Origin of the sequence: Aminobacter sp. J41 (genome assembly GCF_000526635.1) — a bacterium.
Lineage (GTDB): Bacteria > Pseudomonadota > Alphaproteobacteria > Rhizobiales > Rhizobiaceae > Aerobium.
Genome location: NZ_JAGL01000008.1, coordinates 120,116 through 143,456, shown reverse-complemented (window position 1 = coordinate 143,456; position 23,341 = coordinate 120,116). Strand labels below are relative to the sequence as shown.

The following is a 23,341-nucleotide window of genomic DNA, read 5'->3' as shown; positions in this document are numbered from 1 at the left end:
GGTAGGCGACATTGACCTCGATCTCGCGCACCAGCTGGCGCTCGGAGCGGATGCCGAACAGATAGCCGATGAACAGCGCCTTGAACATCAGCGTGGGGTCCAGCGGCGGCCGGCCGTTGTCGGGGCAGTAGAGCCCCGCGACACGATCGTGGATGAAGGAAAAGTCGATCACCGCGTCGATCTTGCGCAGCAGGTGATCCTTCGGCACCAGGCTCTCAAGCGTCACTATCTCGAGCGCCGTCTGTTCGGGAGCAGGCTTCTTCAGCATGCCCCACTGAATCAAAAACCTCCGGCCGAAGCCAGAGGTTTGTCAGCAGTCTGAAGGCCACCTTCGGGTGGCCTTTTTCATTTGTGGACCGTTTCAATCGGTACTGGACAGTTTGATGCGCCGCACGGCGCTTCCGGATATGATTCGAGACATGAGCGAATCAAAAGCAATGATCCTGGGCTCGTCGGGTCCGACGCTGATCCCGGACGAAGTGGCCTTCTACCGCGAGCAGCGGCCGTGGGCCTTCATCCTTTTTGCCCGCAATATCGTTGACGCACAGCAGGTGCGCGATCTCGTCGCCGCGATGCGCGACTGCGCCGGAAATCCCGACGCCCCGGTCTTCATCGACCAGGAGGGCGGCCGCGTGCAGCGGCTGCGTCCTCCGCTCGCTCCCAACTATCCGCCCGGCGCTGCCCTTGGCGCGCTGTACCAGAAGTACCCGGATGCAGGCCTGCGCGCGGCCTGGCTGGTCTCGCGCCTCCATGCGTTCGACCTGCGCAAGTTCGACATCACGGCTGACTGCCTGCCGGTGCTGGACGTACCGGTCGAGGGCGCACATGACGTGATCGGCGACCGCGCCTACGGCAAGGAGCCGGGCATCGTCACGCTGATGGGCCGCTCGGCCATGGAAGGCCTCAAGGCGGGCGGCGTGCTGCCGGTCATCAAGCACATTCCCGGCCACGGCCGCGCCTTTGCCGACAGCCACCACAATCTGCCTGTTGTCGAAGCAACGCTCGATGAACTACGCGCGCACGATTTTCCGCCGTTCCGCGCGCTCTCCGACGCGCCGATGGCGATGACGGCGCATGTTGTCTACACGGCGATCGATCCCGAGCGCCCGGCCACGACCTCGCCGAAGGCGATCAATGAAATCATCCGCAAGGAGCTGCAGTTCGACGGGCTGCTGATGAGTGATGACGTGTCGATGAAGGCGCTATCTGGCGACTTCGCCGAGCGCACCGAGGCGATCTTTGCTGCCGGCTGCGATGTCGTCCTCCACTGCAACGGCATCATGGACGAGATGAAGGCTGTCGCGAGCCGCACCCCGGTGCTGGCGGGTGACGCGTCGCGCCGTGCGCATTTAGCGGTGCAGGGGCTCGCCATCAACGATGGCGCGAGCGAGGCGGAAATCCGGGCGGAATTCGAGGCCCTGTTCGGGGCGGTAGCATAAGGAAGGCCATTGGCGACGACACCGGCCAAAAACGCCGTTCCGATGGAGCGGCTCTGGAGCGAGAACGAGGAGAGCCGCGGCGTCTCCGAGCCCTCGCTCGTGGTCGACGTCGACGGTTTCGAAGGCCCGCTTGACCTTCTGCTTGCTCTGGCCCGCACGCAGAAGGTCGACCTCTCACGCATCTCGGTTCTGGCGCTGGTCGAGCAGTACATCGCCTTTATCGAGCAGGCGCGTCGGATGCGGTTGGAACTTGCCGCCGATTATCTCGTGATGGCGGCTTGGCTCGCTTACCTCAAGTCGAAGCTGCTGATCCCCAAGCTGCCCGGCGACCAGGGTGAGAGCGGCGAAGAGATGGCCGCTGTGCTCCAATTCCGCCTCAAACGCCTTGAAGCGATGCGCGACGCAGCCGCGAGGCTGGTCAACCGCAACCGCCTCGGTCGTGACGTTTTCGCACGCGGGATGCCGGAGACGGTGATCGTCGAAAAGCACAACGAGTACACCGCGACCCTCTACGATCTGCTGACCGCCTATGCCGCGCAGCGCCAGCGTCAGGCCGTCAGCACCGTGCAGATCGCAAAGCGCGGTGTCTGGTCGCTTAAACAGGCGCGCGAGGTGCTGACCCGCCTGGTCGGCGATGTGCAGGACTGGACTGCGCTTGACCATTTCCTCATTCGCTGGATGACGACGCCCGAGCAGCGCGTGACCGCGATCGCCAGCTCCTTTGCCGCCAGCCTCGAAATGGTCCGCGAAGGTCTCCTGGAGGTGCGACAGGACAGCGCCTTCGCGCCGATCTACATGCGCGGCCGCCAGACGGAAACCAGACGCAACCGCGAGCCTGCCGATGAGTGACAGCAGCGCGAAGATCATTCCGTTCGAGATCGAGGGGGAGGAAGCTTCCTCTGCCTTTCCCTTCGACATGGCTGAGGCCGTGCGCATGGCGGAGGCGATCCTGTTTGCCTCGGCAGAGCCCGTGTCGGAAAAGGCACTTGCCGCGCGCCTGCCCGAAGGCGTGGATGTTCGCGCCGTGGTGCTGGAAGTGCAGCGGCAGTACGAGCGCCGCGGCGTGAATCTTGTCCGCGTAGCCGACGCCTGGGCGTTCCGCACCGCCGGCGACCTTGCCTTCCTGATGAGCCGCGATGCGGTGCAGCAGAAGAAGCTGTCGCGCGCCGCGCTCGAGGTGCTGGCGATCATTGCCTACCACCAGCCGGTCACGCGCGCCGAAATCGAGGAAATCCGCGGCGTGGAAACGTCGAAGGGCACCTTGGACACGTTGATGGAAACCGGCTGGATCAGGATGCGCGGGCGCCGCCGCACGCCGGGCCGTCCCGTCACCTACGGCACCACCGATGCCTTCCTCGACCACTTCGGGCTCGAGGAAATCCGCGACCTGCCGGGCATCGATGAACTGAAGGGCGCGGGGCTGCTCTCGCCGCGCATGCCGGCCAACTTCTCGATTCCGCAGCCGCCGGCAGATCCCGACGTGCTGACGGACGACGAAGATCCGCTCGATGATCTCGACCTCGAAGATCTCGGCCTGTTGACACCGCGCGCCGTCGATGATTGACGAGAATTGTTCCGGCCGAACGGTGCGGCAGGACAGTACGTGTTGAGGTCGAGTGGCTGCAGAAACTGCAACAGTGCCCGTGACAGCCGGTGTGTCATTTGCCGCACGGCTCAGATTCGACCAGATTTGCCATGAATTTTCTCCAGGCGTCGCGACGCTCCACGATGTGTCGCTGAGCGCGGAGGCGGGCGAGGTTCTTTGCCTGCTCGGGCCATCCGGCTCCGGCAAGACGACGTTGCTTCGAATCGCAGCCGGCCTTGAGCATCAGACGAGCGGAGGCCTTTTCCTGAACGAGAAGGAGATAGCGGGTCCCGGAGTCTTCCTGCCGCCGGAGCAGCGCTCGATCGGCCTGGTCTTTCAGGATTATGCGCTCTTCCCGCACCTCAGCATCATCGACAATGTCCGCTTTGGCCTCACCGCCCTGTCGAAAGAGGAAGCGAAACGCGAGGCCATGAACGCGCTGATGCGCGTCGGCCTTGCGCATTACGCAAACTCCTATCCACAGGCGCTTTCGGGCGGCGAGCAACAGCGTGTGGCGCTCGCCCGCGCGATCGCGCCACGACCGGCGGTGCTCCTGATGGACGAGCCGTTCTCCGGCCTCGATTCCCGCCTGCGCGACATGGTGCGCGCCGAGACGCTCGAAATTCTACGCCGCAGTCGCGCGACCGCCATAGTCGTGACGCATGATGCAGAAGAGGCGATGCGCCTTGGTGACAAGATCGCCCTGCTGAAGGATGGGCGGCTGGTTCAGGTGGGTACGGCTGAGCAGCTCTATAACCAGCCCGCAAACCTGTTCGCTGCGGGCTTTTTCTCGGAGATCAACGTCTTTGAGGGCAGGGCGCAGAGCGGGATGGTGGAAACGCCCCTTGGCCGCTACGCAGCACCCGGAATGGCGGACGGCACGCCGGCGTCTGTTGCATTCCGCCTTTCCGCGTTTGACGTCTCGCAAACGCATGGTGAAATACCTGCGCGGGTGATATCACGCCGGTTCCTTGGGGTGATTGAACTGGTGGAGCTTGCTGTTCCCGGCTCCGAAATTCCGGTGAGGGCGCGCGTACGGTGCGGCGCTTTGACCGGAGATGGTGGGGAAATATGGCTCACAGTTCGTGAATCGGATGTGCTTGTGTTTGAAAGAAACGGCGAAAGCACCTAAATCAGAAGCCTAGGCTGGTAGGACCGGTCGGGGGAAACATTCGAGAGAGAGTTACACATGGGTAGTTTTTCGGTCTGGCACTGGCTCATCGTCCTGGTCGTCGTGCTGCTGCTGTTCGGTCGTGGCAAGATCCCCGAGCTGATGGGCGACATGGCCAAGGGCATCAAGAGCTTCAAGAAGGGCATGGCCGATGAGGACGAGCCCAAGACTGTCGAGCATCGCCCCGAAGAGACCGTCGCGTCGACCAAGGAAAAGGCTGGCAAGACCTCGTAAGAGGTCTGCTGAGACGCCAACCTTTTCTGCGTCGGAGTAACAAGCGATGTTTGACATCGGCTGGAGCGAGATGCTGGTGATCGCGATCGTGGTCATCGTCGTCGTCGGCCCGAAAGAATTGCCCGGAATGCTGCGGACCTTTGGCAAGACAACAGCCAAGCTGCGCGTCATGGCCAACGACTTCCGCAAGCAGTTCGACGAGGCCATGAAGGAGGCCGAGCTCGACGAGCTGAAGAATCTCGCCAGCGATGCCCGCAAGCTTAATCCGGCGAACCAAATCAAGCAGGCGCTGTCGCCAATGGAACAGGCAGCGCGCGACGTTAAGACCGGTCTCGACAGTGCGCTGCAGCCGAATACCTCTGCTTCCGCACCTTCGGCCGAAACGCCGGACGCCGAAACTCCTGCCGCCGCTGAACCCGCTGGCGAGACATCCGTGCAGGCTGCGATGAAGGAGGCAGTGCAGAAGGCAACGGCTGCGACCGCCGCAACCGCAGCAGCGGCTTCCGCGGCTGCTCCGGCTGAGAAGGCGACGGCCGAGGCATCATCGGACGCAGTCGCCGCAGGCGCACAGACAGAAGCCGGCGGAGCGAAATCGTGAGTGCATCTCCTTCCGAACATGACGAGATTGAAAAGTCGTCGGCCCCGCTGATCGAGCACCTGGTCGAGCTGCGCCAGCGCCTGATCTGGTCGCTCGTCGGCTTTTTCCTCGCCTTCCTGCTGTGCTTCTTCTTTGCCAAGGAGCTCTTCAACCTGCTGGTGCAGCCGTTCCAGTGGGCAACGGAGTGGGCCGGGCTCGACAAGCGCAGGGTCAACCTCATCTACACGGCGCCGCAGGAATTCTTCTTCACCCAGATCAAGCTCGGCATGTTCGGCGGTCTGGTTCTGGCGTTCCCGGTAATTGCCACCCAGATCTATAAATTCGTGGCTCCCGGCCTCTACCGCAACGAGCGTCGGGCGTTCCTGCCGTTCCTGGTATGGTCGCCTATCCTATTCGTGATGGGTGGCGCGCTGGTCTACTTCTTCTTCATGCCGATGGTGATGTGGTTCTTCCTGGCCATGCAGCAGATCGGCCCGGATCAGGAAGTGACCATCGAGCTCCTGCCGCGGGTCTCGGAATATCTCGGCCTGATCATGATGCTGATTCTGGCGTTCGGCCTGGTGTTCCAGCTGCCCGTCGTGACGACGCTGCTGGCACGTGTCGGGCTCCTGTCGGCGCAGACGCTTGCCGACAAGCGCAAGTGGGCGATCGTCATCGCCTTCATCGTTGCTGCGGTGATCACGCCTCCGGACCCGGTCAGCCAGATCGGCCTCGCGCTGCCGACGATCCTGCTCTACGAGATTTCGATCTTCCTCTGCCGCAGGATCGAAAAGTCGCGCCTTGCCGAAGAAGCTGCGCGCGAAGCCGAGACGGCCAACGCGGCCGAGTAATTCCTCCTCATTCGACTATCTGATCCCGGGCCTCGCGCCCGGGACTGAAGTCTGACTGTCGCCGCAACTGGCGCGGCGTTGCGGCAACATCGCCTCTTCCATCCGAACTCTTGCGTAGATTCTGATTGCGGTTTACCCACCATTGGTACCCGCGAGGGGTCAGATGACAGGAATCGGACGCATCATGCTCGACATCAAATGGATCCGCGAAAACCAGCAGGCACTGGCCGAGGCGCTGCAGAAGCGCGGGCAGTTGTCGGACGCTGCTCAATCCGTTGTCGCGGATCTGATCGCGAAGGATGAGGCGCGCCGCGCCCACCTGACCAAACTGCAGGACGCGCAGGCCCGCCAAAACGCCGCCTCGAAGGAGATCGGCAAGGCGATGGCCGCCAACGACCTCGAGCTCGCTGAGAAGCTCAAGAGCGAGGTCGCCGAGCTGAAGGCGTTCGTCCAGAGCGGCGAGGCAACCGGCCGTGAGCTCGACAAGGCGCTGACCGATGCGCTCGCCGTCGTCCCGAACATTCCGCTCGACGACGTTCCGGTCGGCAAGGACGAGAACGACAACGTCGAGATCCGCCGCTTCGGCGAGCCGCGCACGGACGGCCCGTTCAAGGAGCACTATGAACTCGGCGAAGCGCTCGGCTACATGGACTTCGAGCGTGCCGCCAGGATTTCCGGTGCGCGCTTCACCGTGCTGACCGGCAAACTGGCGCGACTGGAGCGTGCGCTTGGCCAGTTCATGCTTGACCTCCACACCACGGAACACGGCTACACCGAAGTCGTCTCTCCGCTGCTGGTGCGCGACGAGGCGCTGTTCGGTACCGGCCAGCTGCCCAAGTTCGAGGAAGATCTTTTCTTCACCCCGCATGGCGAAAGCCGCCTCGGCCTGATCCCGACTTCGGAAGTGCCGATGACCAATCTGGTGCGCGACGACATTCTTTCCGGCGACAAGCTGCCGCTGCGCTTCACGGCACTCACCCCGTGCTTCCGTTCCGAGGCAGGTTCGGCCGGGCGCGACACGCGTGGCATGCTGCGCCAGCACCAGTTCTACAAGGTCGAACTGGTCTCCATCACCGACGCCGAATCGTCGATCGCCGAGCATGAGCGCATGACCGAGTGCGCCGAGACCGTTCTCAAGCGCCTCGGCATCCCATTCCGCACCGTCGTGCTCTGCACCGGTGACATGGGCTTTGGTTCGCGCAAGACCTACGACATCGAGGCTTGGCTGCCGGGCCAGGATACCTACCGCGAGATTTCGTCCTGCTCCGTCTGCGGTGACTTCCAGGCCCGTCGCATGAACGCCCGCTATCGCGGAGCCGACGGCAAGCCGCAGTACGTCCACACCCTCAACGGTTCGGGCGTGGCCGTGGGGCGTGCGTTGATCGCGGTGATGGAGAACTACCAGAACGACGACGGCTCGATTAGCGTCCCGGATGCGCTGCGGCCGTACATGGGCGGCATCACCCGCATCGAGGCGGCTGCCTGATGCGGATACTGCTGACCAACGACGACGGTATCCACGCTGAGGGCCTCCAGGTTCTGGAGCGCATCGCCAATCAGCTTGGCGACGAAGTCTGGGTCGTTGCACCGGAGACCGACCAGTCGGGCTTCGCGCACTCACTGTCGCTGTCGGAGCCGCTGCGCATGCGGAAGGTGCGCGACCGGCACTATGCCGTGCGCGGTACCCCGACCGATTGCGTCATCATGGGCGTTCGCCACCTGATGCCGGAGCCGCCGGATCTGATCCTCTCGGGCGTTAATTCGGGATCGAACGTCGCCGATGACGTGACCTATTCCGGCACCATCGCTGGCGCGATGGAAGGCACGTTGCTTGGCATCCGCTCGGTCGCGTTGAGCCAAGCCTACTCGGTCAGCGAGGAGGGCAGGGAAGTCAATTGGGCGACGACCGAGCAGCATGCGCCGCATGTTCTGCGCCAGCTTATTGGCCTCGACCTGCCGCAAAATGTCTTCCTAAACCTCAACTTCCCGAACTGCGAACCCGACGAGGTCAAGGGCGTCGTCGTGACTAACCAAGGCAAGCTCTCGCATGGCCTCTGGCTCGACGAGCGCAAGGACGGACGCGGCTTCCCCTATTTCTGGCTGCGCTTTGGTCGGGATCCGGGCGAAATCCGCGACGGTACCGACATTGCCGCACTGCGCGCAGGCAAGATTTCGGTGACGCCGCTGCACATGGACCTGACCGCCTACGCTGTGAAGGACCAGATCGCCAACGCGCTGGCCAAGGCGCCAGCCAGGAATCCGGGCTGACAATGGACGAGGCGGAACGCGAACGCTTCGCCGCCTTTCTACTGCGCATGCGCGGGGCAGGGCTCGATCGCCGGGACCTGATGGCGGCGGTGGAGGCAACGCCTCGCGCCAGCTTCGTGCCGCCGCAGTGGCGAGCCGATGCCTGGTCGGACCGCTCGCTGCCAATCGAATGCGGCGAGACCATCGAGGGCATCGACCTGCAGATGCGGGCAATTTCCATGCTGAGCCTTGAACCCGGCTCGCGCGTGCTGGAGATCGGCACGGGCTCTGGCTTCACTTCCGCCGTGATGGCGCGCCTGTCCGCGCGTGTACTCAGCCTCGACCGCTTCCGCACACTGTGCGAGGCAGCGCGCACCCGTCACGAGACGCTGGGCCTCTCCAACATCCTGATCCGTCAGGCCGATGGCTCACAGGGCGCACCGGCGGAAGGACCGTTCGACCGCATCATCGCCTGGGCGTCCTACGAATCGCTGCCGCGCAGCTTCGTCGACCAACTCGCCTCGGGCGGAATCATGATCGCTCCGATCGGCCCCGGTGACGGTGTGCAGGTGATGGAGAAGCTCACCAAGCTCGGCAGCCGCTTCGAACGCGAGGTCGTTGGAAACGTCCGTTTCCAGCCGATGGCTGCGGGCGTTGCCGCTGCCATCTAGTAGCGTCATGCGGTCCGTAAACTTTCCCGCTTCCTAATTAACGGCGCAGTAACATTAACGCGCTTTAATCCTGCCAGTCTTTGGTATCGAGTGTTGCGGGTAGTGTGATGCGTTTCGCTGTTTCAGGCCAATACCGCCGAGTTCTGGCACGGGGCGCCGCCGTCTTTCTGATGGGTGGCCTTGCTGCAGGTTGCAGCTCCGACGTGATGCGCTTCGAGGAGTCGATCCTTACCGGCAACTCCCACGCTCCGCAGCAGCAGGTGTCGCAGTCATATCCCGGAGCGCCGTACGGGGTTGACCATACCTCGACGGGCTCGATTTCATCCGCGCCGCGCCGTGGCGGTCTGCTCAATCGCCTGACCCCGCGTCCGCGCCAGGATCTGGGTGGCCAGTACGCGGCAGCGCCGAGCCAGAACACCTGGCAGCAGCCCGCACAGGTCTATCCGGCTCCGTCCTCTCCGGTTTCCTCCGGTCCCGCCCTTGCGCCCGTCGTTCGCAGCAGCCTCGATCCGGCACCGACCGGCTCGGTTCAGCCGGCGCCGGCGCCAGCACCTGCGCCGAAGGTCGCCGAGGTGCGCCCGTCAGCTCCGAACACCCTTGGCCAGCTCGACCAGTCGAGCGCTAGCGCGAAGGTTCCCACCCCGTCGCGCGCGCCGGGCGATCGCGCACCGGCACAGCAGCAGCTCGCGCAGGCGGCAGCCCCCGCTCCGGCTGCTCCCGCAATGGCCTCTGCCAGCGGCAACGCCTACAAGGTGGCCTCGGGTGACACGCTTCACAGCATTGCTCGCCGCTTCAACGTCAGCGTCGACGCGCTCAAGCGCGCCAACGGCCTCAATGACGGCAACATTCGTATCGGCCAGACCCTGACCATTCCGGCAGGGGACGCTGCGCCGAAGCAGGCTGAGCCTGCTCCGGCAGTCGTCGTGGCCGAGCAGAAGCCTGACAAGTCGACCGTTACCAGCGCGACCCCGAAGCCGGAGGTGCAGACCTACACGCCGCCGAAGAAGTCGTCCGAGCTGCCGGTTGAGAAGGCTGCGATCGATCGTACGACCCCAGCGCCAAATTCGACCGGTATTTCCGGCATGCGCTGGCCGGTCCGCGGCCGCGTCATCAGCGCGTACAGTGCGTCTGGCACGAAGAAGAACGACGGCATCGACATCGCGGTGCCGGCCGGCACGCCGATCAAGGCGGCAGAGAACGGCGTGGTCATCTACGCCGGCGACGGCCTCAAGGAGTTCGGCAACACCGTCCTGGTGCGCCACGACAACGGCCTCGTCACCGTCTACGGCCATGCGAGCGAGCTGAAGGTTCAGCGCGGCCAGAAGGTTCGCCGCGGCGAGGAGATCGCGCTCGCCGGCATGAGCGGTTCGGCCGATATGCCGAAACTTCACTTCGAGGTCCGCAAGGACTCGACACCGGTCGACCCGACAAAATACCTCGAATAGTTCCTGGCTTCAAAGAGCACGGGCTGTCCGTTTTAGTCTCCAGTCCGGACAGCCAAGCCATAGGCCCGCCTCACGGCGGGCCTTTTGCGTTCGGCGAAAGAAAAGGGGATCAGCCCTCGAGGCGCTGGCCGAGGCGGCCGGCAAGGTCCTGAATAAACTGCCAGGCGACACGGCCCGAACGGCTGCCGCGGGTCGTTGCCCATTCGAGCGCGTCGCGGCGCAGCTCTTCCGGGTCGACCTTCAGCCCGAAGTAGCGGGTATAACCTTCGATCATCTCGAGGTAATCGTCCTGCGAGCACTTGTGGAAGCCGAGCCACAGGCCAAAGCGGTCCGACAGCGATACCTTCTCCTCGACGGCCTCAGCGGGATTGATCGCGGTCGAGCGTTCGTTCTCGATCATGTCGCGCGGCAGCAGGTGGCGACGGTTCGACGTCGCATAGAACACGACATTCTCCGGCCGGCCCTCAACACCGCCGTCGAGCGCGGCCTTCAGCGACTTGTAGGACGCGTCGTCATGGTCGAACGACAGGTCGTCGCAGAACAGGATGAAGCGGTACGGCGCGCCCTTGAGGATGCCGAGCAGCTTCGGCAGTGAGGAAATGTCTTCGCGGTGGATCTCGATCAGCTTGAGGGTCGGCTCGCTGCCGGCAATCTCCGCATAGACCGCTGCATGCGCCGCCTTGACCAGCGACGACTTGCCCATGCCGCGCGCACCCCACAACAGCACGTTGTTGGCGGGCAGACCGCGCGCGAAGCGGCGGGTGTTCTCGACGAGTATGTCGCGCACGCGGTCGACGCTCTTGATGAGCGTGATGTCGACTCGGTTCACGCGTTTGACCGGTTCCAGCGCTCCAAGCTCGGCTGACCACACGAAGCAGTCGGCGGCGGTCAGGTCGCTTGCCTGCGGTTCGCGCGGGGCGAGGCGGGCAATCGTGGCGATCAGCTTGTCGATCTTTTCTTCCAGCGTTTCTGGCAGGCCGGTGGTCATGCTAAATGAAGTCCCTGCTTGGTTACGTGCAGGCAGGGGGTGTATCACGGGGTGCAGGACCTTGAAAGCCGTGGGTTGCCGGGCAGCGCAGTTGCATTGAATCCCTGACACATTATATTCCGGCGACCTTTCAGGGGCGGTTCTGCCGACCTCAATCATTTAGTCTCAGGAGTTTCCCATGTTCGTCACCCCGGCATACGCCCAGACTGCCGCAGGCGGCACAGATGTTTTCGTCAGCATCCTGCCTTTCATTCTCATCTTCGTGGTGATGTACTTCCTCATCATCCGCCCCCAGCGCGCGCAGATGAAGAAGCGTACGGAAATGCTTGCTGCAATCCGTCGTGGCGACACCGTCATCACCGGCGGCGGTCTGATCGGCAAGGTGTCGAAGGCCAATGACGACGAGCTCGAGATCGATCTCGGCAACGGCTTTACCGTCAAGGCACTGCGCGCGACTATTGCCGATGTGCGGGTGAAGGGCGAGCCTGTCGCCAACCAGAACGCCAAGAAATAACCTTATTCAAGGCTGAAGCGGTTCACCCTCGGTTCCGTCCGGACGATCAAACATGCTCTATTTCTCGCGCTGGAAGTCCATCTCGATCTGGCTGATCGTATTGCTAGGTGTGCTCGTCGCCCTGCCGAACGCGCTGCCGCAGTCGGTTCTCCGGTCGATGCCGAGCTGGCTACCCACGAGCCAGATGACCCTCGGCCTGGACTTGCAGGGCGGATCGCACATCCTGCTGCAGGTTGATCGTGAAGATCTGATCGGTGACCGTCTCGAGACGCTGCGTGACGACGTCCGCACCAAGCTGCGCGACGCACGCGTCGGCTATACCGGCCTGTCCGGCACTGGCCGCAGCGTCCAGGTCCGCATTCGCGACGCGAGCCAGCTTGACGCCGCCAGGACGGCTCTCGCTGACCTGACGGCACCGGTTTCCGCTGGTTTCCTGGGCGGCGGAACCGTCACGGAAGTCGAGATGTCCGAGCCGGAGCAGGGGCTGCTTCGCCTCACGCTCACCGATGACGGCATCACCTACCGCGTCGGCAGCGCCGTCGACCAGTCGGTCGAGGTCGTCAACCGCCGTGTCAACGAGCTCGGCACAACCGAGCCGATCATTCAGCGCCAGGGCACGGACCGCATTCTTGTACAGGTCCCTGGCCTTGAGGACCCGCAGCGCCTGAAGGACATACTTGGCCAGACGGCGAAGCTGACCTTCCAGATGGTGGACCAGTCGATGCCAGCACAGGAGGCGCTCAATGGGCGCGCACCGGCTGGCACGACGGTGATGATGTCGAATGACGAGCCTGCGGTCCCGTACATCATCGAGAACCGCGTCATCGTCTCCGGCGAAAACCTCGTCGACGCGCAGGCGACCTTCGACCAGCGGACGAACGAGCCGGTCGTTTCCTTCCGCTTCGACAATCAGGGCGCGACGCGTTTTGCGCAGGCCACCCAGCAGAATGTTGGCCGCCTGTTTGCGATCGTCCTCGACGACAAGGTGATTTCGGCGCCGCAGATCCGCGAGCCGATCCTCGGCGGTTCGGGCCAGATCTCCGGCAATTTCACCGTCCAGAGCGCCAACGACCTTGCAGTGCTGCTGCGTGCAGGCGCGCTGCCGGCCACGCTGACTGTTGTCGAAGAGCGCACCGTTGGTCCGGGCCTTGGTCAGGACTCGATCGATGCCGGCGTCATGGCCTCGATAATTGGCTCGATCCTCGTCATCGTCTTCATGTTCGCAGCCTACGGCTTCCTCGGCCTGATTGCGAACGTCGCGCTGATCGTCAACGTCGTCCTCATCATCGCGATCCTGACTGCACTTGGTGCCACGCTTACGCTGCCTGGCATCGCCGGTATCGTGCTTACCGTCGGCATGGCGGTGGACTCGAACGTGCTGATTTACGAGCGCATTCGCGAGGAACGGCGCAATGGGCGCAGCGTGATCAAGGCGTTCGACTCGGGTTTCGAACGCGCGCTCGCGACGATCGTCGACTCGAACCTGACCACGCTCATTGCGGCGGCCGTGCTGTTCTTCGTGGGCACCGGTCCGGTCAAGGGCTTCGCCGTCACGCTCGCCATCGGTATCCTGACGACGCTGTTTACGGCGTACACTTTCACGCGCTGGGTCGTCGCGATGTGGCTGCGCCGCACGAAGCCCACGGAAGTGCCGAAGGGCTACATCCATCTCGTGCCGCCGGTCACCCGCATCCCCTTCATGAAGGTGCGACTGCAGGTTTTCGTCCTGTCGGTGTTCCTCAGCATTGCCTCGGTCGTCCTCCTGTTCACGGTCAAGCCGAACTTCGGCATCGACTTCACCGGCGGTACGCTGATCGAGGTCCGCGCCAAGACGGGCGAGGCAGACCTCGGCGACATCCGCCAGCGGCTTGCCGACGCCGGCGTGCACGAAGTGCAGGTCCAGGGCTTTGGCGATCCGACCGACGCACTGATCCGTCTGGGCGCAGCGGAGGACGAGGCAACCGGCAATGCCATCGTGCAGGATGCGCAGCAGGTCCTGTCGACCGACTATGACATCCGCCGTACGGAAGTGGTTGGTCCCACGGTTTCCAGCGAGCTGATGTGGTCTGCCATCGTCGGCGTACTGGTCGCGCTGGCCGCAATCATGGTTTATGTCTGGATACGCTTTGAATGGCAGTTCGCCATCGGCGCGATCATGTCTACCATCAACGATATCTGTCTCACGCTTGGCTTCCTTGTCGTCACGCAGATCCAGGTGGACCTCACCACCGTCGCCGCGATGCTGACGATCGTCGGCTACTCGCTCAACGACACCGTGGTCATCTACGACCGCGTCCGCGAGAATCTGCGCCGCTTCAAGAAGATGCCGCTCGGCCAGCTCCTTGATCTTTCGGACAACGAGATGCTGGCACGTACGGTGATGACCTCGGTGACGACGCTGCTCGCGCTGGTCGCTCTCTATCTGTTCGGCGGCGAAGTCATCCGCTCCTTCGTGGCGTCGATGATCTTCGGTATCGTGATTGGTACGCTGTCGTCGATCTTCATCTCTGCGCCGGCGCTGATCTTCTTCAACCTGCGCTCGACGAAGGGCCAGGCGCTCTCGGAAGAGGAAATCCGCATCGGTGAAGCTCGGGACCTGAAGGCCGAGGCCAAGCAGGCTTCGGCGGGCTGATGTCCAGCGGCCTCCATATCCGCGCGGCCCATTATCCGGGCCGCGCGCCTATCGATGCATACGGCAACGGCGGCTTCCGCTTCGCCGACATGTCGCATCGCGGCTCGATCCTGTGCCTGCCGTCCGGCATCCACGGCTGGACGGCGACGTCCGGGCAGGGGCTCACCGATGCCGACCTCGAAAAGGTGATCGCCGAGGCAGCCGAGATCGATATTCTGTTGGTCGGCACCGGCGTCGAACTGTTGCCGCTGCCACGCCCGCTGCGTGAAAGGCTGCGCGAGCTCAAGGTCGCTGTCGAGCCGATGTCGACTGGCTCGGCCGTGCGGACCTACAACGTCCTTCTGGCGGAAGATCGTGCCGTTGCCGCTGCGCTGGTCGCGGTGGAGTAAGATGACGGAAGCTGCGACCTCGCTGCTCCCCGAGCTGCGCAAGAGCGATCCCGACCGGTACCTTTCGGTCCTCTACGCGCCGGCTGACAAGCGCGAGGCGCTGGCGACCCTCTACCTGTTCAACGCCGAGATCGCGGCGATCCGCGACCGCATCCACGAGCCGATGCCCGGCGAAATCCGCATTCAATGGTGGCGCGATACGCTTTCTGCCGGCAATTCCGAAACAGCCGGCCATCCGGTTGCGGCTGCGCTGCTGCATGTGATCAAAGAATACCGCCTGCCGCTGGCCGCTTTCGACAACTATCTCGAGGCCCGCATCTTCGACCTCTACGACGATCCGATGCCGTCGCGCTCGGATCTCGAGGGCTATTGTGGTGAGACGGCTTCGGCGATCATCCAGCTGGCCGCGCTGATCCTTGATGCGGATGCAGCTCCGGTTTACGCCTCAGCGGCTGGTCATGCCGGCTGCGCCCAGGCCATCACTGGCCTCCTGCGGCTGACTCCACTGCACCGCTCCCGCGGGCAGTGTTACGTCCCTACCGAAATCCTGACGGCCGTTGGCACCAGCCGCGACGAATTCGTTGCCGCACAGAACCGCGAGGCCGCGAAGAACGCGGTCGCCGCCATGGCCGCGCTGGCGCGCGATCATTTCGATAAGTTCCGGAATGAGGCTAAGGGTCTGCCGTCATCGCTGCGGGCAGCCTTCCTGCCCGCAACGCTTGCGCCGCTCTACCTCGACAAGATCGCAGCGTCCAGCTTCGACCCTCTCGAGAAGGTCGCCGAAGTGGGGGCAGTGCGAAAGCATTTCAGGTTGCTGACCAGCGCCGCGCGGCGCTGGTAGCGATTACTCGGCAGCCGCCAGCGCGTTGTTGCTGTCGAGCCAGCGGCGGCAGTCGGCCAGCGCACGCGCCGCGAGGGCCTTTTTCTTCGCCAGTGCCTTATCCTTGCCGCGGAAGCGGCCTTCGAAGCCTTCCGGGCGAAGCTGAGTTCCGGGCTCGAGCGGCGGGAACAGGCCGAAATTGACGTTCATCGGCTGGAACGAACGCTTGCCCGGCTCGTCGTCCGAGACGATGTGCCCGCCGGTGATGTGGCCAAGCAGCGCGCCGAATGCGGTCGTGGGCGGCGGCGGCGTGATGTCCTTGCCAAGACGCTGCGCGGCGGCAAAGCGGCCGGCCAGGAGGCCGATCGCGGCCGACTCGACATAACCCTCGCAGCCGGTGATCTGGCCGGCAAAGCGCAGACCGGGGCGGGACTTCAGCTGCAGCGTCCGGTCGAGCAGGATCGGCGAGTTGATGTAGGTGTTGCGGTGCAGGCCGCCGAGGCGGGCGAAGTCCGCATTCTCCAGTCCCGGAATGGTGCGGAAGATGCGCACCTGCTCGCCATGCTTCAGCTTCGTCTGGAAGCCGACCATGTTGTAGAGCGTGCCCAGCGCATTGTCCTGGCGCAGCTGAACCACCGCATAGGGCTTCACTGTCGGGTTGTGGGCGTTGGTGAGGCCCATCGGCTTCATCGGCCCGTGGCGCAGCGTTTCTGGTCCGCGCTCCGCCATCACCTCGATTGGCAGGCAGCCATCAAAATAGGGCGTGCCTTCCCATTCCTTGAATTCGGTCTTGGCGCCCGCGAGCAGCGCGCCGACGAAGGCCTCGTACTGCTCCTTCGTCATCGGGCAGTTGATGTAGTCCTTGCCGGTGCCGCCGGGGCCGACCTTGTCGTAGCGCGACTGGAACCAGGCGACGTTCATGTCGATCGAGTCGAAATGCACGATCGGCGCGATAGCGTCGAAGAAGGCGAGCGAGTCAGCGCCCGTCTCGGCCGCGATGGCCTCGGCCAGCGACGGTGCTGTGAGCGGGCCGGTGGAGATGATGACGAGATCCCAGTCCTTCGGCGGCAGGCCGGTGACCTCCTCACGAACGATGGTGACGAGCGGGTGCGAGGCAAGCGTCTGCGACACGCGGTCGGAGAAGGCGACCCGGTCGACAGCCAGCGCGCCGCCAGCTGGAACCTGGCTGGCATCGCCCGAGGCCATGATCAGCGAGTTCGCCATGCGCATTTCGGCATGGAGAACGCCGACGGCATTGGTCTCGGCATCGTCCGAACGGAAGGAGTTGGAGCAGACCAGCTCGGCAAGGCCTTCGGTCTGGTGCGCCTCCGTGCGCCGCACCGGGCGCATTTCGTGCAGGATGACGGGGACGCCCGCCTGAGCGAGCTGCCAGGTGGCTTCGGAACCGGCGAGACCGCCGCCGATGACGTGAACGGGAGCTATTGTCATGGGGGAGGAGATAATCCGGAGTGTGCCTGAAAGCAAGGAAAGCCCGGAAACAACAACACCCGCCGGGGGAGGAGGACCGGCGGGTGTCGTTTTAGTGGCCCTTCACTGGGAGGAGGAAGAGGAGGGCCATATCTGCCAGGCTGGGAGGAGGAAAACCTGGCAAGAACTGAATGCGTTAGATCGACTTGCGGGCGATGAACGGAATGTCGCCGCGGGCAATGCCGAGGTCGTGAAGTTCGCGGTTGGACAGGCGGCTCAGCTCGTTGACGGTTTCGCGGTAGCGGCGCCAGTTGCGGAAGTTGCGGATCAAGTTCATTTCGTCACCTAGAGAAGTTTTTGTGTTTCGTTGTTCTTGCGATGGCTGGTAGATAGTCCCGAGCTTCATCTTTTTGAAGTGACGTTGGCGCATGGCTCCAATGCGTTTTGTGCATTGCAACATTGGGGGGGCGTCAACGCTTGCGGCGAAAGATGGGCGACGCGGTTATGTTGCCGTAATCGTGGCGGAAATCAGGCTGAGGCTGGCGGATGTTGCAGTCCAGCATCGGTCGCAATTGGAGAGGGTGATGGCGAGCTACGCCACCAGGGTCAAAGGCGACATTGAACGCTGGGCGAAGGCCGGCCTCATTGATGCGGCCACGGCAGAGAAACTTTCGTTTGACGTGTCACAGCGCCATCGGGGCGTTTCCTTCGGCGTCGTGCTCGCGACCATGGCGGCTGCGCTGTTCGCCGCCGCGATCCTGCTGATCGTCGCGGCCAACTGGGAGATGATCCCGCGCCTCGTGCGCGTCGGCCTGCTGTTTGCTCTGATGGTCTTTGGCTATGTCGGCGGCGCGTGGCTGAAGCTGAAGGGCCGCGACACGCTGGCCGAATCCGTTTGGGTGCTTGCTGCCACCGCTTTCGGCGCGTCGATCGCGCTGATCGGCCAGATGTATCACCTGTCCGGCGACGAGCGGCAGGCAGTTTTAGTCTGGGGCGCGGGCACCGCGCTTGCGGCGGGTGCGCTATGCTCGCGCTATCTGACGGCAGGCGCGGCGCTGCTTGCCATCGTCTGGCTCGTCATGGAGCTGGGCGAGGGCGGCGACGAGGTGGTGCGTTCGAGCCTCGGCTACCTTGCTGGTGCTGCGGTGCTCTACCTGCTGTCGTTCTGGACCCGCAGCCGCCACGCGCGCCATTTGCTGCTGCTGTCGCTGTCACTGGTCGCCGCGCTCAACTTCCTCGACCAGGAAAACCTCATTGCGCCGCTGATCCTGGGCGCCTTCGGCATCGCCTTGTTCGGCTTCGATCTTCTGCGGCCCGAAGCTGCACAAAAATTTACCGGCCTCGGCAGCACCGCGGCTGTGCACGGTCTCTTCGCCTTCCTCGTTGCCGGCGGCATGGTGCAGCTTCTTCATGTCGACACCGACGGCTTTGTCCTTGCCTCGATCGTCATCTTTGCCGGCATCATCGCGGCGCTGCTGCTGTCGGGACACGAAAGCCGGCTGCTGCGCTGGCTCGCCTACGCCGCCTTCATCGTCCTGCTCGGCATGCTTTACGTCGTCATGCTGGGTTCGATGCTCGGCACCGCCGGCTTCTTCATCCTCGGCGGCATCGTTCTTTCGGCGCTGGCCTGGCTCATCGGCCGCCTCGAACGGCGTTTTGGCACAGCTGAAGGAGCGAAACGATGAACCGGCGCTGGCTGATCCCCGTCGCGATCCTCGTCGCACTAGTCCAGATCGCGTTCCTGAGCTGGACCATCCTCGGCCGCGCTCAGATCCTGCGCGAAGGCCGCGAGATCGTGCTCTCCGTCGAGCCGGTCGACCCGCGCGATCTTCTGCGCGGCGACTATGTCATCCTCAGTTACAACATCAGCCGGGTGCCGGTATCGCTGTTCGCGAATACTCCGGCGCTGCCCGAGAATGACAGCGTAGAACGCACCGTCTTCATTCGCCTGAAGGAAGGCGGGGACGGCATCTGGCAGCCGGTCGCGGCCTCGGTCGATGCGCCCGCCGCAGCGGCGCTGTCTGACGCGGAAGTCGACATCCGTGGCACGGCATACTTCGCGCGCTGGGAAAGCGACGCCGTGCGCGTGACCTACGGCATCGAGCGCTTTTATGTGCCGGAGGGCGAGGGCCGCCAGATTGAGCGCGACCTGCGCACCCGCTCCTTCCGCATGAAGGTCGCCATTTCCTCGAACGGCACCGCGCAGATCAAGTCGCTGCACGACGGCGAGACGATGCTCTATGAAGAGCCGGTGTATTGAGGGTTTCCGACAAGGGCCGCCGGACGGGTGGCCCATTTCCAAAATCCTGCTGACCGCTTACCCTCAGTCGTCGGTGACGATCAGCAACTCGAAAGTAACGCAGACAGGATTCTGGCCGTTCATAAGGCGGCCGCTGTGAATCGCCCCGCGCAGATCAACGAGCGAAACATCGAGCTGGCTCTGCAATCTGCCATCCGTCGTGAAGATGCGGCCGTCGTCGATGAAGACTTCAGTCGCATAGGAGGCGACGCGCCGGCCGTCGTCGAAATCGATCTCGTTGAGGCTACCGACACCAAGGATTTGGGCCTGCGTGATGCCGTGGCGGCTACACAACGCCTCGATCGCAAGTGAGATGTCGCCATTCGGGCGAATGGTCACTGCAAGCGCGTTGGGGGCGGCGACCTCATGGCCGGTTGCCTCGGCTGCGAACAGCTTGAAATTGGTCTCCGCATCGTCACGTGCAATGTAGTTCGCGCCTTTGATGCCCCAGGCCCGCACCGTCGCATCCTCAGCGATGAACGCCTCGTGTGGCAGCAAGTGCCCGGCGCGGCGGTTGCCCGCCTCATCGATCCAGATGCCATGACAGTGGATGAACGGCGCACCGTCGCGAATGCCGGCAATGACGCCGGCGCGCTCGATGATGACGACGCCGTCGGGCGCATATGTCTCGCTGTACCAGGCAACGTGGCTGTCGTCAGGCGAGGCCGCCGGAATGACGTAGCGCATCGGCCAGATCGCCACGTTTTCGAGATGCACGTGGCCGGCGGAAAAGCCAGCGTTGGCGAGTGTGCCGGTGATGGCCGCGTTGACGCTCTGCCCCTTCGCGAGCCGCAACGATAGCTGCGTCGCTCGGCAGCGAGCAGATTGCTCACGCTCTGCCGCGACAGGGCCGGGATGCTTGAGGTAGCGCATTAGTTCGCGAGCCCCGCGGTGACAAAACCGCCGTCGGCGGCGAGGATGTGGCCGTTGACGTAGCTCGCCTCGTCCGACAGCAGGAAGGCGACGACGCGCGCGATTTCATGCGGTTCGCCATAGCGGCGCAGCGGCACGCGCGCATGCCATTGCTGGCGAACGTCGTCGGTGTGGATGGCGCGTGCGAGTGCCGTGTCGATCGGGCCAGGCGCGACCGCATTGACCCGGATGCCGGCAGGCCCGAGTTCGTTGGCGAGCACCATCGTCATGGTGTTCACCGCGCCCTTCGACGCGCCATAGGCGCTGCGGCCCTTGTTTCCAATCATTCCCGAGATCGAGCTGATGTTGACGATCGCTCCCTGCTCGCCCTTTGCCAGCCAGTGCCTTGCTGCTGCGCGCGAGACGATGAAGGTGCCTGTCAGGTTCACCTCGATGATGCGCCGGAATTCATCGACGCTGGTCTCCGTCAGCGGCTTGTCGGCGCCGATGCCTGCACAGTTCACGACCCCGGCGATCCGACCCCGCGCGGCGATTGCGACGACGGCCTCTTCCACAGCGGCCTCGTCGGTCACGTTGAGGGCGAAGGTGGCGTCGACAGGCAAGCCAAGCTTGCTGCAGGCCTCGACCAGCGCCTCGCGCCGAAGGTCTATGAGGTGAGGGCTCCAGCCACGCTCATTAAGGATGCGGGCGGTCTCGAAGCCGATGCCGCAGGCACCGCCGGTGATGATGACCGCGCCGCTCATGCCGCGGACTCCAGCTCGCCGCGCCGCTCGAGCTCTTCACGGATCAGCTTCTTGGCAATCTTGCCATAGGCTGACTTCGGCATCTCATTCCAGAAGACGAAACGCTTGGGCATCTTGTAGCGGGCGATCTTGTCCTCCAGCCAGCCGCGCAGTTCGGCCTCTGCCGGAGAATGACCCTCGCGCGGGACACACACCGCAATGCCGACTTCGCCCCATACGGGATCGGGCACGCCCAGCACCGCCACCTCGCTGATGGCGGGATGCTGCAGGATCTTTTCCTCGATCTCGCGCGGATAGATGTTGGAGCCGCCGGAGATGTACATGTCCGAAGCGCGGCCAGTGATGTAGACAAACCCCTGTTCGTCCATGTGGCCGAGGTCTCCGGTGCGGAACCAGCCGTTGCGGAACGCCTTCGCGTTGGCTTCCGGATTGTTGTAGTAGCCCGCGAACACGGCAGGTCCGATCACGCAGATTTCGCCCGTCTCGCCGCGCGGCACCGGTTCGCCGGCGCCGTTCTGGATCTCGACCTGCATGCCGGTGCGTGCGAAGCCGCAGGTGCCGATGCGGGCATGTGGTCCGTCTTCCAGCGTGTGAAGGGCGGGCGACAGCACGGTGATGTTGCCTGTGACCTCGCCGAGACCGAAGTACTGCACCAGCACCGGGCCCAGCTTCTCGAGCGCCCGCTTCTGGTCCTCGCGATACATCGGCGCACCCGCATAGATCACGTAGCGCAGCGAGGAGTGGTCGTAACGGTCGACCGCCGGGTCCTCGACCAGCATCTTGACGATGGTTGGCACGGTAAAGAGGTTCGTTACCCGCCATTTCTCGACCAAAGACCAGATCAGGTTTGGATCGAAGCGGTCGCTGCGAGGCAGGATTGTCTTAACCCCGTGCGCGACCTGCACCAGCTGGTGGACGCCCGCGCCATGCGAAAGCGGCGCAACGACGATCGAGGCGTCGCCGGGGCCGGTGCCCGGCATCAGGTCGCAGAGATGGTTTGTCACCACGAAGGCCATCTGGCCGTGGGTTAGGACTGCGGCCTTCGGCTTGCCGGTCGTGCCGGAGGTGAAGAAGAACCAGCACGGATCGTCGCGTTCGACGGGCTCGTCGCGGACAATTTCGCCTCGGTGGCGCGCGACGATTGCGTCATAGTCCTCGCCGAAGTCTGCATTGCCGATGGCGATGACGAAGCGCATGGCTGGCGAGGCCTGCCGGCAGGTCGAGGCGTGGGCCGGGAAGGAGGCATGGCAGATCATGCCGACCGCGCCGCTCGCCTGCGCAAGATAGGCCACTTCGTCCGGCGTCTGGCGAAAGTTCGTCGGCACCCACACGGCACCGACACGGAAGCAGGCAAACATCGACTCGAACATCTGCAGGCAGTTCGACGACTGCACCAGCACGCGTTCGCCCTTCTTCACGCCGAACTCAGCGCGCAACGCGCTCGCCATCGCGTTGACGCGCGCTTCCATCTCACCCCAGGTCCAGGTGTCATCACCCCACACGAAGCCGATGCCATCCGGATCGCGCTGCGCAGCCTGGGTCAGGAAGTGCGACAGGTTCATCACCCTGGTGGTGCTTGGTGTCATCTGTTTGCTCTCCTATCAGGCATTCGGGGTGAGGCGGTGTTGCGGCTGTCCTGGCGGGTAGCGAACATCTGGGCGATGCGCGCTTCGACCAGTCGCGCCTCCTGCAAAAGGTATCCGGCCAGTTCCTGCTGGCGCTTCTCCTGCATGCGGCTGTCGATCGCGGCGATGCTGAGCGCACCGGCGAGGTGGCCCTCCGGCGTCTTCAGCGCGACGCCGATCCCCCAGGAATTGGCGAAGATGCGGCCGGGGTTGAGCGCGTAGCCTTTGGCGCGTGTGTCCGCGACGTCGGCGCGGATGCGGTCCGCCGGCAGCATCGGAAATTGCTCGGCGAGTACGAGCGCGTTCGCCGCGAGCGTCGCCTCGACCTCGTCGTCAGGAAGTGCCGCGAGCATGGCGAGCGAGCCGGCGCCGACCCCGAGCGGATGCTCGAAACCAGCCTGGAGCGCGTGCGTGCGGACAGGGTAGGTGCCTTCCTCGCGGTGGAGACACACGGCGAAGGTGTCGCGCCGCACCGACAGGAAGCTTGAGTCCTCCGTGCTCCGCGACAGGCGGAGCAGGCTTTCCATCGACAGCTGCAACAGCCCGAAGCGGCGCGAGGCAAGGCTTCCGAGGACATAAGATTCCTGGCCAAGGTAGTATCGGCGGCTCTCTTCGTCCTGTTCGACGAGCCCCGCGCGCATCAGCGCCAGAAGCAGGCGCCGACAGGTTGGCTTGTTGAGGCCGCTTTGCTCGACGATCCGGGAGAGCGAAACACCGCGGTCAGCATGCCGGCCCACCATCGACAGAAGCGTGAGCGCCCGGTCGACGCTCTGGGAGCCGGTTACATCGCGTTCGCCGGCGAGGTTCATT

The 23,341-nt window shown here is 64.0% G+C and carries 25 protein-coding genes; 17 read left to right on the top strand and 8 right to left on the bottom strand.

Going from position 1 to position 23,341, the window contains the following annotated elements; translation table 11 throughout:
• Positions 1–268: transposase (locus L630_RS0108200; protein WP_024847780.1), on the bottom strand; the 268-nt coding region annotated here is incomplete at its 3' end.
• A 151-nt stretch (positions 269–419) separates the two neighbouring features.
• Between L630_RS0108200 and nagZ the strand changes: the two genes are divergently transcribed.
• The 11 genes from nagZ (at position 420) to L630_RS0108145 (ending at position 10,220) form a co-directional block, all read left to right on the top strand.
• On the top strand, positions 420–1,439 hold the full coding sequence (gene nagZ / locus L630_RS0108195; RefSeq protein ID WP_024847779.1) for a beta-N-acetylhexosaminidase: 1,020 nt from the start codon (positions 420–422) through the stop codon (positions 1,437–1,439).
• A 42-nt stretch (positions 1,440–1,481) separates the two neighbouring features.
• Positions 1,482–2,288: a ScpA family protein gene (locus tag L630_RS0108190; protein WP_024847778.1), complete on the top strand. Its 807-nt coding sequence runs from the start codon at positions 1,482–1,484 to the stop codon at positions 2,286–2,288.
• A complete protein-coding gene (scpB, locus tag L630_RS0108185) occupies positions 2,281–3,003 on the top strand; it encodes an SMC-Scp complex subunit ScpB (protein WP_024847777.1) in 723 nt (240 codons plus the stop codon). The genes L630_RS0108190 and scpB overlap by 8 nt, the downstream gene beginning before the upstream one ends.
• 52 nt (positions 3,004–3,055) lie before the next feature.
• The gene (locus tag L630_RS0108180) at positions 3,056–4,156 is read left to right on the top strand and encodes an ABC transporter ATP-binding protein (protein ID WP_245263686.1); all 1,101 of its coding nucleotides are present in this window, start codon (positions 3,056–3,058) and stop codon (positions 4,154–4,156) included.
• 57 nt (positions 4,157–4,213) lie between these two features.
• Complete coding sequence (locus tag L630_RS0108175) at positions 4,214–4,429, top strand: twin-arginine translocase TatA/TatE family subunit (protein ID WP_024847775.1); 216 nt, start codon at positions 4,214–4,216, stop codon at positions 4,427–4,429.
• A 46-nt stretch (positions 4,430–4,475) separates the two neighbouring features.
• A complete protein-coding gene (gene tatB / locus L630_RS0108170; protein ID WP_024847774.1) occupies positions 4,476–5,027 on the top strand; it encodes a Sec-independent protein translocase protein TatB in 552 nt (183 codons plus the stop codon).
• Positions 5,024–5,857, top strand: coding sequence for a twin-arginine translocase subunit TatC (gene tatC / locus L630_RS0108165; protein WP_024847773.1), 834 nt, complete (start codon positions 5,024–5,026; stop codon positions 5,855–5,857). Before tatB ends, tatC begins: the two co-directional genes overlap by 4 nt.
• 184 nt (positions 5,858–6,041) lie before the next feature.
• Entirely contained in the window at positions 6,042–7,343 is a 1,302-nt protein-coding gene (gene serS, locus L630_RS0108160) for a serine--tRNA ligase (RefSeq protein ID WP_024847772.1), read from the top strand.
• Positions 7,343–8,125 (top strand): 5'/3'-nucleotidase SurE, encoded by a 783-nt coding sequence (gene surE / locus L630_RS0108155; RefSeq protein ID WP_024847771.1) that lies wholly within the window; start codon positions 7,343–7,345, stop codon positions 8,123–8,125. The genes serS and surE overlap by 1 nt, the downstream gene beginning before the upstream one ends.
• 2 nt (positions 8,126–8,127) lie before the next feature.
• Entirely contained in the window at positions 8,128–8,775 is a 648-nt protein-coding gene (locus L630_RS0108150) for a protein-L-isoaspartate(D-aspartate) O-methyltransferase (RefSeq protein WP_034329681.1), read from the top strand.
• Between the two features lie 107 nt (positions 8,776–8,882).
• On the top strand, positions 8,883–10,220 hold the full coding sequence (locus L630_RS0108145) for a M23 family metallopeptidase (protein WP_024847769.1): 1,338 nt from the start codon (positions 8,883–8,885) through the stop codon (positions 10,218–10,220).
• A gap of 109 nt (positions 10,221–10,329) precedes the next feature.
• Here the strand turns inward: L630_RS0108145 and L630_RS0108140 are convergent, their stop codons facing one another.
• Entirely contained in the window at positions 10,330–11,208 is an 879-nt protein-coding gene (locus L630_RS0108140) for an ATP-binding protein (RefSeq protein WP_024847768.1), read from the bottom strand.
• Positions 11,209–11,386: 178 nt separating this feature from the next.
• On the opposite strand from L630_RS0108140, the gene yajC reads away from it, so the two are divergent.
• From yajC to L630_RS0108120, 4 genes are read left to right on the top strand one after another with little or no spacing between them, the layout of a single operon-like run.
• A complete protein-coding gene (gene yajC / locus L630_RS0108135) occupies positions 11,387–11,722 on the top strand; it encodes a preprotein translocase subunit YajC (RefSeq protein ID WP_024847767.1) in 336 nt (111 codons plus the stop codon).
• 52 nt (positions 11,723–11,774) lie between these two features.
• The gene (gene secDF, locus L630_RS0108130; RefSeq protein ID WP_024847766.1) at positions 11,775–14,354 is read left to right on the top strand and encodes a protein translocase subunit SecDF; all 2,580 of its coding nucleotides are present in this window, start codon (positions 11,775–11,777) and stop codon (positions 14,352–14,354) included.
• Entirely contained in the window at positions 14,354–14,743 is a 390-nt protein-coding gene (locus L630_RS0108125; RefSeq protein ID WP_024847765.1) for an MTH938/NDUFAF3 family protein, read from the top strand. The genes secDF and L630_RS0108125 overlap by 1 nt, the downstream gene beginning before the upstream one ends.
• Before the next feature lies 1 nt (position 14,744).
• Positions 14,745–15,584 carry a phytoene/squalene synthase family protein gene (locus tag L630_RS0108120; protein WP_024847764.1) on the top strand — a complete coding sequence of 280 codons (840 nt, stop codon included), beginning with the start codon at positions 14,745–14,747 and terminating at the stop codon, positions 15,582–15,584.
• Positions 15,585–15,587: 3 nt separating this feature from the next.
• Here L630_RS0108120 and trmFO read toward each other — a convergent pair whose 3' ends face one another.
• Together trmFO and L630_RS22420 are read right to left on the bottom strand one after the other, a co-directional pair.
• Complete coding sequence (gene trmFO / locus L630_RS0108115; protein WP_034329679.1) at positions 15,588–17,012, bottom strand: methylenetetrahydrofolate--tRNA-(uracil(54)-C(5))-methyltransferase (FADH(2)-oxidizing) TrmFO; 1,425 nt, start codon at positions 17,010–17,012, stop codon at positions 15,588–15,590.
• 175 nt (positions 17,013–17,187) lie between these two features.
• Positions 17,188–17,328: a DUF1127 domain-containing protein gene (locus tag L630_RS22420; protein WP_084465841.1), complete on the bottom strand. Its 141-nt coding sequence runs from the start codon at positions 17,326–17,328 to the stop codon at positions 17,188–17,190.
• 247 nt (positions 17,329–17,575) lie between these two features.
• Between L630_RS22420 and L630_RS0108105 the strand changes: the two genes are divergently transcribed.
• Positions 17,576–18,676, top strand: coding sequence for a DUF2157 domain-containing protein (locus L630_RS0108105; protein ID WP_024847762.1), 1,101 nt, complete (start codon positions 17,576–17,578; stop codon positions 18,674–18,676).
• Positions 18,673–19,251 (top strand): GDYXXLXY domain-containing protein, encoded by a 579-nt coding sequence (locus tag L630_RS0108100; RefSeq protein ID WP_024847761.1) that lies wholly within the window; start codon positions 18,673–18,675, stop codon positions 19,249–19,251. The genes L630_RS0108105 and L630_RS0108100 overlap by 4 nt, the downstream gene beginning before the upstream one ends.
• A 63-nt stretch (positions 19,252–19,314) precedes the next feature.
• On the opposite strand, the gene L630_RS0108095 is transcribed toward L630_RS0108100, so the two are convergent.
• The 4 genes from L630_RS0108095 to L630_RS0108080 all read right to left on the bottom strand — a co-directional run bounded on the left by L630_RS0108095 (position 19,315) and on the right by L630_RS0108080 (position 23,340).
• Entirely contained in the window at positions 19,315–20,085 is a 771-nt protein-coding gene (locus L630_RS0108095) for a DUF296 domain-containing protein (RefSeq protein WP_186441411.1), read from the bottom strand.
• 77 nt (positions 20,086–20,162) lie between these two features.
• Positions 20,163–20,906 carry an SDR family oxidoreductase gene (locus L630_RS0108090; protein WP_024847759.1) on the bottom strand — a complete coding sequence of 248 codons (744 nt, stop codon included), beginning with the start codon at positions 20,904–20,906 and terminating at the stop codon, positions 20,163–20,165.
• Entirely contained in the window at positions 20,903–22,492 is a 1,590-nt protein-coding gene (locus L630_RS0108085; RefSeq protein ID WP_034329677.1) for an acyl-CoA synthetase, read from the bottom strand. The genes L630_RS0108090 and L630_RS0108085 overlap by 4 nt, the downstream gene beginning before the upstream one ends.
• Complete coding sequence (locus L630_RS0108080; protein ID WP_024847757.1) at positions 22,489–23,340, bottom strand: IclR family transcriptional regulator; 852 nt, start codon at positions 23,338–23,340, stop codon at positions 22,489–22,491. Before L630_RS0108080 ends, L630_RS0108085 begins: the two co-directional genes overlap by 4 nt.
• Position 23,341 lies beyond the last annotated feature (1 nt).